Here is a 14,507-nt window from a genome sequence, read left to right on the forward strand (position 1 = left end):
GGAGGCAAGTATTATGGAATATATGATTCAACTCTTAAATGTTGTGAAGGCATTTTCGTCTCAAAAAGCAGTTGACAATATAAGTGCAAGTATAACAAAAGGCGAATTTTTAACTCTTCTTGGGCCAAGTGGATGTGGAAAAACAACCACTCTTAGGATGATCGCTGGATTTGAGGAACCTACATCAGGCAAAATATTACTTGATGGAGAAGATGTTTCAAATAAAAATCCATACGAGAGAGATGTAAATACAGTATTTCAAAATTATGCACTTTTCCCTCACATGAATATATTTGACAATATAGCCTTTGGGCTTAAAATAAAAAAGTTTTCAAAAGAAAAAATAAGAGAAAAAGTTATAGAAGTTTTAAAGCTTGTCGAGCTTAACGGCTTTGAAAAAAGATATCCTAATAAACTAAGTGGAGGACAGAAGCAAAGAATTGCTATTGCAAGGGCTATTGTAAATAATCCTAAGGTTTTACTTTTGGATGAACCCCTTGGAGCGTTGGATCTAAAACTTAGAAAGCAGATGCAATTTGAACTAAAGCATCTTCAAAGAAAACTTGGAATTACATTTATATATGTAACTCATGATCAAGAAGAAGCTCTTACTATGTCAGATAGAATTGCTGTAATGAATAACGGCAAAATCGAACAGATAGGGACTCCAGATGAGATTTATGAAAGGCCAAAAACAAAGTTTGTTGCCGATTTTATAGGGGACACAAATATATTTGCAGGAAGGGTTAAAGAAAACAATGGCATAGAAGCACGAGCTTTGATAGGTGATAGTGAAATAGTAAAGATTGTAGACAAAAAAGAAAGTATAGCTAAGCTTAAAAAGGATAATTCTGTTTATATTGCTGTAAGACCTGAAAGAATAAAATTAAGCTATGATAAAAATGAATTTGACAATGTTATGGCAGGAAAAATAAAAGAAAGAATATTTGTTGGGGCTCTAAATAGAACCGTTGTTACATTAAACAGTGGAAGAGAAATTATAGTAAATGAACCAGCAGCAGATACTTTCAAAATTGAAAAGGGTAAAAAAGAAATTTTTGTTTGCTGGAAATCTGAAGATGGGGTGGTGATAAGTTAATGGATAAAGCAATTTCAAAGAGAACCATTTATGTTAAAGAAAAAAGTGTAAAAAGGAAAAAGAAATATGGACATATATTTACTATATCACCTGTAATGTTCTGGATGCTTATGTTAGTTGCTGTTCCACTTATTATAGTTTTAATTATGGGGTTTTTGACAAGGGGAAGCTATGGTCAAATTGAATATAAATTTACGCTTGAAAATTATAAGACTTTAGTGCAGCCAATGTATATTAAAATATTGATGTATTCACTTTGGATTTCATTCTTAACCACATCAATATGTCTTGTTTTAGGATATCCATTTGCGTATTTTGTGGCGACTTTACCTAAAAAATATAAAATGATTATGTTTATACTTATTATGATACCATTTTGGACAAATTCTTTAGTAAGAACCTATGCATGGATTGTTATATTAAGAACTACTGGAGTTATAAATTCATACTTAACTGGTTTGGGCATTATAAAAAATCCACTTCAGATGCTTTACACTAATGGTTCAGTACTTCTTGGACTTATATACACGTTATTTCCGTTCATGGTTCTTCCTTTGTATACTTCCATTGATAATATAGATAAAAGTTATATAGAAGCATCAAGTGATCTTGGCGCATACCCAGTTCAGACATTCTTAAGGGTGATTTTACCACTTACACTTCCGGGAATATCAGCAGGCTGCTTACTTGTTTTTATACCAGCTTTAGGATTATTTTTTATTCCAGATCTTCTTGGGGGAAGTAAGGTAATGCTTATAAGTAATTTAATACAAAATCAATTTTTGACAGCTAGAAATTGGCCTTTTGGTTCTGCTATTTCAATATTCCTTATAGCTATAACTGTATTATTTATAGTGATTTACTTTAAAAAAGGCAGTAAAAAATTGGAGGTGTTTTAGATGAAAAGGAATAAAGTGAAAAAAAGTATTTTAGCTTCATATTCTTTTCTTATCTATTTGGTTTTATATGCTCCAATAATAATTCTTATAGTATATTCTTTTAATGATTCTAAGGTTAATGCGGTGTGGAAGGGATTTACAATGAAGTGGTATTATCAGCTTGCTAGTGATGGAGATATACTTATTGCACTTAAAAATAGTCTTTTGGTAGCATTTGCAAGTACACTTATATCTACAACTATAGGTACTCTTGCGGCAGTAGGAATGTATAAATATAAGTTTAAAGGAAAAACGGCTTTAGATGGTCTTTTGTATGTGCCAATAATAATACCTGAAATTGTAATGGGAATTTCGCTTTTAGTGTTTTTTTCTCAAGCTAAAATAACTCTTGGAATTATAACACTTATACTTGCACATGTAACCTTTAGTATATCTTATGTAGTTGTCGTTGTAAGAGCAAAATTAAGTGGATTTGACAGTTCTCTTGAGGATGCGGCAATGGATCTTTATGCAAATGAATTTCAAACTTTTTCTAAGATTACACTGCCAATAATACTACCAGGAATAGCGGCAGGTGCTCTTATGGCAATTACTCTTTCTCTTGATGATGTAATAATAAGCTTTTTTGTTTCGGGACCAAGTTACGAAACCTTGCCATTAAAAATATATTCAATGGTAAGAGTAGGGGTTACACCAGAAATAAATGCGCTGTCAACTGTGATGATAGTGATAACATTAAGTGTTGCTATTATTTCAGAATTGCTTCAATTAAAATTAAATAAAAATTAAGGAGTGTGGTTTTATGATAAGCAACAATGCTGAAATTATGGAAGAAGACTTAAAAAATAAGTATCAGCTAGAAGAGGAGGATGAGGATTCTTTAATTGAATATACTCATAAGGTATTGAATTTTATATCCAAGGACAAACTAGATGAAAATGACAGAAAATTCATAATAAAGGAAACAGTTGATGATTTTAGAAACTTTGTTAATCCTGGTTTTCTTGAGTATAGAAAATCTGTTACTAAAGGTGGACAATATGCGGCAGTAGAATGGAAAGATGCAGGACTCAACAGTTTTGTTGATGTAAATGGTAAAGAATATATTGATTGCCTTGGAGGCTTTGGAATTTATAATGTGGGTCATAGAAACCCAAAAGTCTTAAAAGCAGTAAATGCTCAACTAAAGCATCAGGCGCTTCATAGTCAGGACTTGCTTGACCCTTTAAGAGCAATACTGGCAAAACTTCTTGCACAAATAGCACCTGGAAAACTTCAATATTCCTTCTTTGGTAATAGTGGAACAGAAGCTGTGGAAGGAGCTATAAAGCTTGCAAAAATACATCAAAAGAAAAAAGGCAAAAATTACTTTATATCTACTGTTGGAGCATTTCACGGAAAAAGTTTAGGTTCACTGTCAGCTACATCAAAAGGAATGTTTAGAAAGCCTTTTATGCCTCTTGTTTCAGGATTTAAACGTGTATTTTATGGTGATGTGGATATGATGTATAAAACAGTAAGGGCATCTAGCATGGTTGGTGAAGATATTGCCGCGATTATTCTGGAGCCTATTCAAGGTGAGGGAGGGGTCATAGTTCCTCCCCATGATTATTTTGCAAAGGTAAAAGAAATATGTGAAGATTTTGATATTTTACTTATTGCAGATGAAGTTCAAACTGGAATGGGACGTACAGGAAAAATGTTTTGTGTTGAAAACTATGGAGTAGAACCTGATATAATGTGTCTTGCAAAAGCTTTAGGAGGAGGAATAATGCCAATTGGCGCTGTAATTGCAACGGAGGATGTATTCTCGGAATTCTTTCCTAATCCATTTATTCATACTACTACATTTGGAGGAAATCCACTATCCTGCGCAGCAGCAATTGCTACAATCGATGTTTTAATTGAAGATAAGATGCCAGAGAGAGCAGAAAAAATAGGAGCATATTTTATGGCTGAACTTAGAAAAGTAGCCAGTAAATATAAAAATATAGTTAAAGAAGTAAGAGGAATGGGACTTATGATAGGAATTGAATTTGAAAGTGATAAAACTGGCTATAAAGTATCAAAAGGTTTGTTTGATAAAGGGGTGCTAGTTGCAGGAACTCTTATAAATGCAAAAACTATAAGAATAGAACCACCTTTAACAATAGAAAAAAATCAATGTGATTTTGTATGCAGAGTTCTTGATGAAACATTAAGTAATATACAGTGAAAACATATTATAGATGTACTGCCTGAAGGCAGTACATCTATAATATGTAACTAAACAACTAATTTTGTTACATACAAGTCTTTTTCTTTTCTAAGATCTAAAAATCCATTATCATCCAGTAAAAGAGGCTTTGTAATATCATTTAAATCAATTTGGATTATTTTACATGATCTTTCATCATTAAGAATAACATTTTCCCCCATATAATAATTAACTATGTGATTTAAAAACATATTGCAATACATATTATCAAGCTTTCCTAAACTTTCTTCTTGAATTACTTTTAGTGCATCAAACGGACCTGACACCTCTTTAAAATATCTGTTAGAGCTGACATTGTCAAATAAGTCGGCTATTGCTATTACTTTAGCAAACTTGTGAATCTTATCTTCCTTTATATGCATAGGATATCCGGTACCATCCATTCTTTCATGATGCATTAATACTCCAATTCCAACGGATGAATCAATGAATGGAATTTTTTTAACAAAGTGATATGCTATGACAGGATGCGTTTTAATAATTTCTACTTCATCTCTCGTTAGAATTCCTTCTTTATTAATTATTTTTGGATCTATTTGTGTTTTCCCAAAATCATGTAGTAGTGCAGCATAGGTTAATAAGTTTACTTCTTTTTCATTGAAACCAAGCCATTTTGCAAGTATAAAACTAATAGCTGCTACATTAACACTATGTCTGTATATATTTTTATCATTACTTCCGTGAGATACTATGTCCCTAATTACTAAACCTGTAGATTTAAATTCTTCTTGAATTTTTTTTGAGAAAACTCTTAGATCTTCAATGCCGTTAACTTGCAGGGAGTATATATTATTAAAGATATCTTCAAGATTTGATGATAATTCGTTGAAGTTTCTTTCTAATTCTTCTACAGTTTTAACTTTAGTCTGCAGCTGTTTATTATAATCATCATCTTCTTCATAAATTTCTACTTTATCAACAATGTAATTTTCGCTTAATATGTTTATGCTTGATTCGGATATAGGAACTCCTTTTGCTAATAGCAGGCTATTTCCGAATTTTATATCACTAGCAGATATCATTCCTGCTTTTAGTTCATTAATAGGCAATAATTTACTTTTCGACAACATCTAACTCACCTCATATATAATATTTAAACTGTTGTAATAATTTATTTTATTAGTACTTTTTATATAACTATAAATTATTATATTTTTTCTTAACATATAATATCTATCTATGAATATATTATCGTATTGAAAATTTACTTCTAAATAGTTTTTTAGGCTAATTTGCCTTTTGTTTAAAAAAAACTTTATTTAAATTCAAATTTATATTCAATATTTTTTCTATTGACAAATTCTATAAAAATGGTATTATAAAATAAAGTAATGACAAATCTGTTGATAGGGAAGAGTAAGTATTTAGTTTAGCTAAAGAGAGCTGAGGATGGTGGAATCTCGGTGCAATAACTAATGGTGAATGGACCCTTGAAGAGTAAACCGAAATTCTTTTAATTAAAGAAGAGTAGTAGTTAACGTTTGCCGTACGTTATAACGGATAGAATATGTTAGTATTCGAATCAAGAGGTGTTTTTGACACAAATTAGGTGGTACCGCGGAAGTATCTCCGTCCTAATACATAGTTTATAGTATGTATTTGGGCGGAGTTTTTTATTTTTAACTATTTTTTAATAAAAGGCCGGCTTCATTAAATAATAGTTTTGCTTTTGTTACAAATTAAAAATATAAGGGGAGAAATATTATGAATATAAAAAAGATAGTTATTAATTCTTTGCTTTTAGCTATAGGTGCTATATTGCATCAAATCACACCGCCTTTAGTTTTAGGCATGAAACCTGATTTTTATTTAACACTGCTATTTATAATAATAATTCTTAATGATGATTATAAAACTTGTCTCTGCTGTGGAATTGTTGCTGGCTTACTAAGTGCAGCTAGTACAACATTTCCAGGAGGTCAGCTTCCTAATATAATAGATAAATTTATTACTACTAATGTCATATTTTTAATTATGATACCTTTTAGAAAAATATTGAATAATCAAATAAAAATAGTGGTGATAACTGCAATAGGAACTATAATAAGCGGCTTTGTGTTTTTAACTTCTGCATCAATTATGGTGGGACTTCCAGGGAGTTTTAGAATATTGTTTTTATCAATTGTAATACCAGCATGTGCTATTAACACGGTTGCGTCAATTGTACTTTTCAATGCAATAAATATAGCCTTGAAGAGTAAAAGAACGGCATAACATTAATAATAAATAAAGAAAATAATTAAAGTTAAGGATTTTAACTTCACTTTGCTTGTTAAAATCCTTAACTGTTATGATTGTTTCGCAATTTTTTTAGTGCGGCAGCCCCAATTTTTTATTTGTCCTCAACATTGTTTTTTAAAGTTGATGTCCATTTATTATCAGTGGCAGTTTTATCATTTTTAGTACTTGAATTGCAGTTTTGAGTTTTTTCTTCAGGTAATGATGCCCATTGATTATTTGTACTTGATTTCTTCTGTTTTTCCATTTAAAAATCTTCCTTTCTGTATTTTATATGTAGTAGTATATACATTTTAAAATAAAATTAAACATGATATAATAAATTAAAATACATGGAGAATTACATACTAATAGTTACTTTAGTTTGAGGTGAAAAGATGAAAATAAATTATCAAAATAAGCTTGATGATATTATAAAGGAAATATTAAAGGAGAACAAAGTTCCTTCACTTTTACTTCATAGTTGCTGTGCACCTTGCAGTAGTTATGTAATTGAATATTTATCTAATTATTTTAAAATAACGGTTTTTTATTATAATCCTAATATATATCCTCAAGACGAGTATACAAAAAGAGTTGAGGAAGAGAAAGACTTCATAGTTAGATTTAAAACTAAGCATAAAGTTGATTTTATAGAAGGAAACTATGATACTGATAAATTTTATTCAATTGCTAAGGGATTTGAAAGTGAAAGTGAAGGAGGAGAGAGATGCTTTAGGTGTTATGAATTAAGACTTAGAGAAACTGCTTCTGTTGCTAAAGATAAAGGATATGATTATTTTACAACTACCTTGTCAATAAGTCCTTATAAAAATGCTCAAAAACTAAATGAAATAGGAGAGAAATTTGGAAAAGAGTATGATATACAATATCTCTATTCTGATTTTAAAAAGAAAAATGGTTATAAGCGTTCTATAGAGCTTTCAAGAGAATATAATTTATATAGGCAGGATTATTGTGGGTGTATATTTTCACAGCTTGAAAGAAAAAGGAAAGAAGATTTGACCTAAAGACTATGTTTTAAAAGAATGTTAGTAAAAGCTTATGTCACTAATGTTTAAACTTTATAATTATCAAGTTAAATATTGACTTTTTATGCTTATGTGATATTATAATAATATTATTAATAGTTTTTTTTAGAAAAGTTGGAAACTATGATAAATCTCTTCTATGTGGGCACTTTAGAGATTTGGAGTTACTTGTGCAACCGGCCAACAATTAATTATTATGTTAATTAATTGTTGGTTTTATTTTTTGAAATTTCTGAAATATAACTATTGCTTTTATAAACTTTATTTATAGTTAAGAATGGTTGATGAATTAATAATAGAGGGGAGGAGTTGACTTTTATAATAGAAAATTTAAAATCTTTTAATTATGGTTAAAAGGGTGTAATTTAGTTTTGGTCTTTAAACTTATAAAAATGGTCAATAGTATAATGATTCGGAATTATTAATTTGAAAAATGCAAACAGTAAATAAAAACTCTCGAAGTTAAAATGGTGTTGTAAAGTTACTAGAAACGAAGTTTTACAACACCATTTTTATATTACTATAAATCTTTTGTAGCATTTTATGGCGTTAGTATTTAAGCAAATTTGTTGCTTATTGAAATTTGTGATATACTAATAATAAGTGATAAATATTATTACTAAAAATTTTGGCTTTATAAAAAGTTAATACGAAAAACTTAAATATTTCTATTAATAGTTATATGCCACCTTATATAGGTGGTTTTTTATAATGGATATGCTGCCAATTTAGTTTGAAAAATTAAGTGAAAAAGGAGTGCGTTCATATTGAGAATCAATAATAGAAGAAAAAAAAGAATATCTATAAAAATGTTTATAGAGGAATTTGGAGAAAATTTTTCTGAGCATATGAAAAAAAGACTTATGGAGTTAGATGTAAGAACTTTGCTAACTAGAAAAGACAAGTCTAATGTGCTAGATATAAAACATGTTGAGCACGCAAAGCATAAGATTGCTGATGGTTTAAAGGAATATGAAAAGGAATATGTATATGGTCAACTTGTGGTAGTCGAAGATGTTTTATATTTTTCTAATGATTGCATTGAAAGTGATGAAATAATTAAATCACATGTAGTAGATGAAATTTATAACTCTTTATCAGATGAAGGTATGCTTTGTGAAGAAGGTAAAAATTTAAAAATTATAAATGATAGCAATGTGGATTATACAATAGATAATATATTAAAGGCATGTCCTCAGGTTTCTGAAAAATATGTAAATATTGTAAAAGAAATGATATCAAGAGCAGAAAATAAATAGTTTTACTATTGTTTTATAAATTTAATGTAGAAAAAATTTTTCTCAGTAAATTAAAGCTTGAGAAAACTTTTTTCGGATTAAATTACTTGTTTAGATATGGTGAAATATTCTTTAAAAGAGGGGTAAGTGTTCCTGAATCTAAATGCAATTTGTTGTCCAGTTCCTTCTAATTTGCTTAAAAATGAAACTCCCATAAAAATTAAGTTTGGAAGCACTTAATTTTACGGAAGTTTTTTTGCGTGGAAGTTTATAAGGTTTTTTTTGAAGACAACATTTTAAAATGTTATATAGAAAACCTTTTTATAAATCAAAAAAGGCTCTAAAGGATAAGGGATATTATAAAACCTTTAATAATCCGTCTAAATCTTTTTTGAAGCTTTCTGTAGATGAGTTATCTATTACATAAACTCCGTCAAGATCTGGAACTGAATAGTCCCTTCCTTTTATGTATTCATCCCAATGTTCAAGTTTCCATGTATCTCTTTCTGAATTTCTTTTTATCATTCTTTCATGGCAAACTTCAATATCACAGCTTACCCAAACAGGTATAAGCTCTGCATCATAATCTTTAAGTTTTTCTTTTAAACTTCCTATATATTCTTTATTTCTATATTCTTTTGAAAAAGGTGCATTTACTATTACGTGATCGTTGAATCTAAGACTTTCAAATGCAACATCCATGATTGCAACGTATTCTGCATCTCTTACGTATTTTTCGAAAAAAGCTGAACTTCTATTTATTGGTTCGTTAGCAGCTTCAAATACCTTTTTAGATAATGGAATTATTGTGTCTTTGTCCAAATACACAGGATTACTTAAATTTTTGCATAGTTCCATAGAAACATAACTTTTGCCACAAGCTGGTGGTGAACCAACAAGTATTAATTTCTTTTTCATAAGATTGATCGCCTTCCTTTAATATTATGAATAGTTATTATAATTAGTTTATGGATGTACTGCTTTAATTGATTATATTTTTGCAGTAATCCTTTAGTAAAATCCATACTTGGTTATTATAACATAAAATGAAGTTCATAGTTAATAAATTAACATATTTTTTAAAAAAATAAATTGATTTAATAGAAGTTTGTTATATTTAGTCTATAATGAAATAAAAAAAACAATATTAGCGAGTTATTTTAATTAAAATATTGGTAGTAAAGTATAAAACTACAACTAATAATTTGTTAATTTTTATGCAAAAAATCATAGTGACAAATATAGGTAAAGTGTTTTGAAAAAGATGGAAAATCAAGCGGAAGCTTTAGGAGTCGATGGAATTTAAAATGAATTATAGTTCAAAATGATTTTATGAATAAAATAAAATTTCATATTGAAATAAAGGCATTAGTTAAAATGGGAACTCTATGAAAAATTATTTAATTTAATGCAAGACACAAAAAATAAAAAATTCAATTGAAAAAATTTTATACCTTATATATAATAATATTATTGTACAAAATAAATATACATAATTTTGATTTCTAGAGGGGGCTAAAAAGTGATAAAAAAATTTAAAAGAGTTCTGGTAGCCAATAGGGGCGAAATTGCAATAAGAGTTTTTAGGGCTTGTCATGAACTTGGAATAAGAACGGTTGCTATATATTCTGAGGAGGATAAGTTAGCTTTATTTAGAACAAAAGCCGATGAATCCTATTTAATAGGTAAGAATAAAGGACCAGTAGAGGCATATCTAAATATTGATGAAATAATAAATTTAGCTTTGAAAAAAGGCGTAGATGCAATACACCCTGGATATGGTTTCTTGTCAGAAAATGCTGAATTTGCACGAAGATGTACTGAAGCTGGTATAGAATTTATAGGACCAACTGGAGATATGATGGATAAACTTGGAGATAAGATAAATTCCAAGATAACCTCCAAGGGAGCAGGAGTTGCTACTATACCAGGAGTTGAAAAACCTATAGAATCAGAAGAACAAGCACTAGAATTTGCCAGAAGCTGTGGATATCCAGTTATGGTTAAAGCGGCAGCAGGCGGCGGTGGAAGAGGAATGAGAATAGTTAAATCAGAGGAAGATCTTATAGCTGCTTGTAGAAGTGCTAAAAATGAAGCTAAAAAGGCTTTTGGAATAGATGACATTTTTATAGAAAAGTATCTTGAAAATCCAAAACATATAGAGGTGCAGGTGCTCGGAGATAAATATGGAAACATAGTTCATTTATATGAAAGAGATTGCTCTGTTCAAAGAAGACATCAAAAGGTAATAGAAATTACTCCAGCAGTAGCGCTTTCGGAGGAAAAAAGAGTTCAAATATGTGAGGATGCTCTTAAAATAGCAAGCTCTATAAGCTACAGAAGTGCTGGAACACTAGAATTCTTATTAGATAAAGACGGTAACCATTATTTTATTGAAATGAATCCAAGAATACAGGTAGAGCATACAATAACAGAAATGGTTACGGGAATAGATATAGTTCAAAGTCAAATTTTAGTAGCAGAAGGATATAGGCTTGATTCAGATGAAGTGGGAATAAAGAGTCAAAAGGATGTACATTTAAATGGATATGCAATACAATGCAGAATAACAACAGAAGACCCTTCTAACAGTTTTGCGCCAGATACTGGAAGAATCGATGTATACAGGACGGGTTCCGGTTTTGGAATAAGACTTGATGGAGGAAATGGTTTTACAGGAGCAGTAATTAGCCCATATTATGATAGCCTACTAGTAAAATCAACATCATGGTCAAGAACCTTTGAAGATGCTATAAGAAAGTCAATTCGTGCAATAAAAGAAACTTATATATCTGGTGTGAAAACAAACATAGATTTTCTTATAAATGTACTTAACCATGACACTTTCAGAAAAGGTCAGTGTGATACTAATTTTATAGCTAATAACCCAGAACTTTTTGCCATAACTCCTAGAGTAGATACTGAACTTAGAATACTTAAGTTCATAGGAGAAAAGGTAGTAAATGAAACTCACGGAAATAAAACTGAATTTGATGTTCCAGCAGTACCTAAGTATGAAATAAAGGAGCCTTTGATTGGAACGAAGCAAATATTGGATGAAAAGGGACCAAACGGACTTGTGGAGTGGATTAAAAAACAAGACAAATTACTCCTTACAGATACGACTATGAGGGATGCACATCAATCTTTAATGGCTACGAGACTTAGAACAGTAGATATGGTTAAAATAGCAAGAGCAGAATCGCTGCTTGCAAAAGATTTATTCTCCATGGAAATGTGGGGAGGAGCTACCTTTGATACGGCTTATAGATTTTTGAAGGAATCACCATGGGAAAGACTTGAAAGACTTAGAAAAAGAGTTCCTAACATATTATTTCAAATGCTGTTAAGAGGGGCAAATGCGGTAGGATATAAGAACTATCCTGATAATGTAGTAAGAGAATTCATAAAGCAATCTGCAAAATCTGGAATAGATGTATTTAGAATATTTGATTCTTTAAATTGGTTAAAGGGTATGGAAGTTGCTATAGATGAAGTCTTAAATCAAGGAAAAGTAGCAGAAGCATGTATGTGCTATACAGGAGATATACTTGATACTAACAGAGATAAATATACTTTGGATTACTATGTAAAATTTGCAAAGGAAATAGAAAAATCAGGCGCTCATATTCTTGGAATAAAGGATATGTCGGCATTGTTAAAGCCATATGCGGCATTAAAACTTATAAGAGCACTTAAAAATGAAATATCTATACCTATTCATTTGCATACTCATGATACAACAGGAAATGGAGTAGCTACAGTACTTATGGCAGCTCATGCAGGTGTGGATATAGCTGATACTGCCTTTAACAGCATGGCAGGACTTACAAGTCAACCAGCGCTTAACTCTGTGGTAGCTGCACTTAAGAATACTGAAAGGGATACGGGAATAGATATAGGAGATATACAGCAGATATCAGATTACTGGAGTACAGTAAGACCTGTATATAGTCAATTTGAATCTGGACTTAAGGCCGTTTCAGCAGAAATATATAAATATGAAATACCTGGTGGACAATACTCTAATTTGAAACCTCAGGTAGAAAGTTTTGGTTTAGGGCATAGATTTGAACAGGTAAAGGAAATGTATAGAAAGGTAAATTTGATGGTTGGAGATATAGTAAAAGTTACTCCATCTTCAAAGATGGTAGGAGATTTAGCAATATTTATGGTTAAAAACAACCTTACTCCTGAAAATATAATTGAAAAAGCTAAGGATATGCCATTCCCTGATTCTGTTGTTTCTTTCTTTAAAGGTATGATGGGTCAGCCTATGGGAGGATTTCCAAAAGACCTTCAAGAAATTGTGTTAAAAGGAGAGAAGCCAATTACTTGTAGACCAGGAGAACTTTTACCTCCAGAGGATTTTGATGCTGTAAGAACTCACCTTAATAAAGATTGCAAAATTGAACCTACAGATAAGGATGTAATAAGCTATGCATTGTATCCTGAGGTTTTTGAAAGTTATTTGAGATATAAAGACGAATATGGGGATTTAAGCAGAATAGGCAGTGATGTATTTTTCCATGGACTCTCTGAAGGTGAAATTTCTGAACTTGAAATAGCCGAAGGAAAGACAATGGTTGTTCAACTTCTAGATATAGGTAAGTTAGATAAACAAGGTAATAGAACACTTGTATTTGAAATAAATGGAAACAGAAGAGAAATTAAAATTAAAGATAAGATGAGTGCTGCTAAGCAAGAAGTGTTTGAAGAAACAGTTATGGCAAATCCTGAGAACAAAAAAGAAATAGGAGCAAGTATACCTGGGAATGTAATAAAAATACTTGTAAATGAAGGTGATCAGGTAAAGAAAGGTCAAAGCTTAATGGTAATAGAGGCTATGAAAATGGAAACAAATGTAGTGGCAAGCGTTGACGGTGTTATTGGATCTATACTTGTTGAAGAAGGAAAACAAGTTCAAGCAAGAGAGTTATTAATTAAGTTGAAATAAATTTCAAGCAAAAAAGTGCGAGTTATTCGCACTTTTTTATATGAAAAATAAAATTTATCCAATTGTATATTTAGGTGCTATGTATTTTAAGGTGAGAAGTAATAGGAAGATTGTGAATAAAGATGTTTACATATGTTTAGGCTATTCATATGCAAGTATATGAAATTTGTCTATAGGAGGATGTGAAAAATATAGGTATTCTTTTTTACGAGCCGCGCATAATGCTTTATGCGCGGTGTAGTAAAACTTATAGAATACCTTTTTTTACAACCTCCTATAAATTTTAAACTGAAGAACTTGCCATAGCTCAACCTAATAATCTAAAAGACAAATGGCAGAATAAATATGCTATCGTAATAGATTCTTAGTATGATAACTGGAACCAGTTATCGACCTTCCTCTCATTCTCTCCAGAAATAAGAAAGATGATTAATATTAATACTACAAGTACTCTTGGACGATTTAATGGGCAAATACGCAAATATACAAAATCAAGAACTATACTTCCCACTGATGAATCTTTAAATAAATATGTATATTTAACCACTATGAAAATAATTGAAAAGTGGACTCAACTAAGACCTAATTGGGGCAGAGTTTTAGCTGAATTGTCAATAGTATTTCATAAACAACTAAATAATGAATTAGCTTAACAGTGTGTACTTTTTAAAAACTTATGCATATTATTTTATTTTTTACTAATGCTATTAACGGCATAAATTATATTTTTAGTATTTACTGTTGATGTTGAAATAAATATAGTGATGAAATAATAGATGATGCTTGCA

10 protein-coding genes, 2 pseudogenes, 1 riboswitch and 1 other annotated feature are annotated in these 14,507 nt (G+C 30.3%); of the genes and pseudogenes, 9 read left to right on the plus strand and 3 right to left on the minus strand.

The window, feature by feature from the left end; translation table 11 throughout:
• The first annotated feature begins 10 nt into the window (after positions 1-10).
• From LQK79_RS03320 to LQK79_RS03335, 4 genes and pseudogenes are all read left to right on the plus strand, one after another.
• Positions 11-1,099 (plus strand): ABC transporter ATP-binding protein, encoded by a 1,089-nt coding sequence (locus LQK79_RS03320; protein ID WP_331000635.1) that lies wholly within the window; start codon positions 11-13, stop codon positions 1,097-1,099.
• Positions 1,099-1,998: an ABC transporter permease gene (locus LQK79_RS03325; protein ID WP_231015539.1), complete on the plus strand. Its 900-nt coding sequence runs from the start codon at positions 1,099-1,101 to the stop codon at positions 1,996-1,998. The genes LQK79_RS03320 and LQK79_RS03325 overlap by 1 nt, the downstream gene beginning before the upstream one ends.
• Positions 1,999-2,784: pseudogene (locus tag LQK79_RS03330) on the plus strand (ABC transporter permease); the annotation flags it as partial. It lies immediately after the preceding gene.
• Positions 2,785-2,800: 16 nt separating this feature from the next.
• Positions 2,801-4,213 carry a putrescine aminotransferase gene (locus LQK79_RS03335; RefSeq protein ID WP_231015540.1) on the plus strand — a complete coding sequence of 471 codons (1,413 nt, stop codon included), beginning with the start codon at positions 2,801-2,803 and terminating at the stop codon, positions 4,211-4,213.
• 50 nt (positions 4,214-4,263) lie between these two features.
• On the opposite strand, the gene LQK79_RS03340 is transcribed toward LQK79_RS03335, so the two are convergent.
• Complete coding sequence (locus LQK79_RS03340) at positions 4,264-5,325, minus strand: HD-GYP domain-containing protein (protein ID WP_231015541.1); 1,062 nt, start codon at positions 5,323-5,325, stop codon at positions 4,264-4,266.
• Positions 5,326-5,589: 264 nt separating this feature from the next.
• Positions 5,590-5,835: a binding site (T-box leader), on the plus strand.
• A gap of 124 nt (positions 5,836-5,959) precedes the next feature.
• On the opposite strand from LQK79_RS03340, the gene LQK79_RS03345 reads away from it, so the two are divergent.
• Positions 5,960-6,469: a tryptophan transporter gene (locus LQK79_RS03345; protein ID WP_053241191.1), complete on the plus strand. Its 510-nt coding sequence runs from the start codon at positions 5,960-5,962 to the stop codon at positions 6,467-6,469.
• Positions 6,470-6,587: 118 nt separating this feature from the next.
• On the opposite strand, the gene LQK79_RS03350 is transcribed toward LQK79_RS03345, so the two are convergent.
• Entirely contained in the window at positions 6,588-6,740 is a 153-nt protein-coding gene (locus LQK79_RS03350; RefSeq protein ID WP_198149926.1) for a hypothetical protein, read from the minus strand.
• 130 nt (positions 6,741-6,870) lie between these two features.
• Between LQK79_RS03350 and LQK79_RS03355 the strand changes: the two genes are divergently transcribed.
• Together LQK79_RS03355 and LQK79_RS03360 are read left to right on the plus strand one after the other, a co-directional pair.
• Positions 6,871-7,503: an epoxyqueuosine reductase QueH gene (locus LQK79_RS03355; protein WP_053241190.1), complete on the plus strand. Its 633-nt coding sequence runs from the start codon at positions 6,871-6,873 to the stop codon at positions 7,501-7,503.
• Positions 7,504-7,631: 128 nt separating this feature from the next.
• Positions 7,632-7,715: riboswitch (cyclic di-GMP riboswitch) on the plus strand.
• Between the two features lie 576 nt (positions 7,716-8,291).
• Positions 8,292-8,783 carry a hypothetical protein gene (locus tag LQK79_RS03360; protein WP_269144045.1) on the plus strand — a complete coding sequence of 164 codons (492 nt, stop codon included), beginning with the start codon at positions 8,292-8,294 and terminating at the stop codon, positions 8,781-8,783.
• A gap of 336 nt (positions 8,784-9,119) precedes the next feature.
• On the opposite strand, the gene LQK79_RS03365 is transcribed toward LQK79_RS03360, so the two are convergent.
• Positions 9,120-9,680: an AAA family ATPase gene (locus LQK79_RS03365; protein ID WP_053241189.1), complete on the minus strand. Its 561-nt coding sequence runs from the start codon at positions 9,678-9,680 to the stop codon at positions 9,120-9,122.
• A gap of 604 nt (positions 9,681-10,284) precedes the next feature.
• Between LQK79_RS03365 and LQK79_RS03370 the strand changes: the two genes are divergently transcribed.
• Positions 10,285-13,719 (plus strand): pyruvate carboxylase, encoded by a 3,435-nt coding sequence (locus LQK79_RS03370; protein WP_231015542.1) that lies wholly within the window; start codon positions 10,285-10,287, stop codon positions 13,717-13,719.
• 275 nt (positions 13,720-13,994) lie between these two features.
• Positions 13,995-14,372 (plus strand): annotated as a pseudogene (locus LQK79_RS03375) (transposase); the annotation flags it as partial.
• Positions 14,373-14,507: the final 135 nt, after the last annotated feature.

Source organism: Clostridium guangxiense (assembly GCF_021043395.1).
GTDB classification, from domain to species: Bacteria; Bacillota; Clostridia; order Clostridiales; family Clostridiaceae; genus Clostridium_S; species Clostridium_S guangxiense.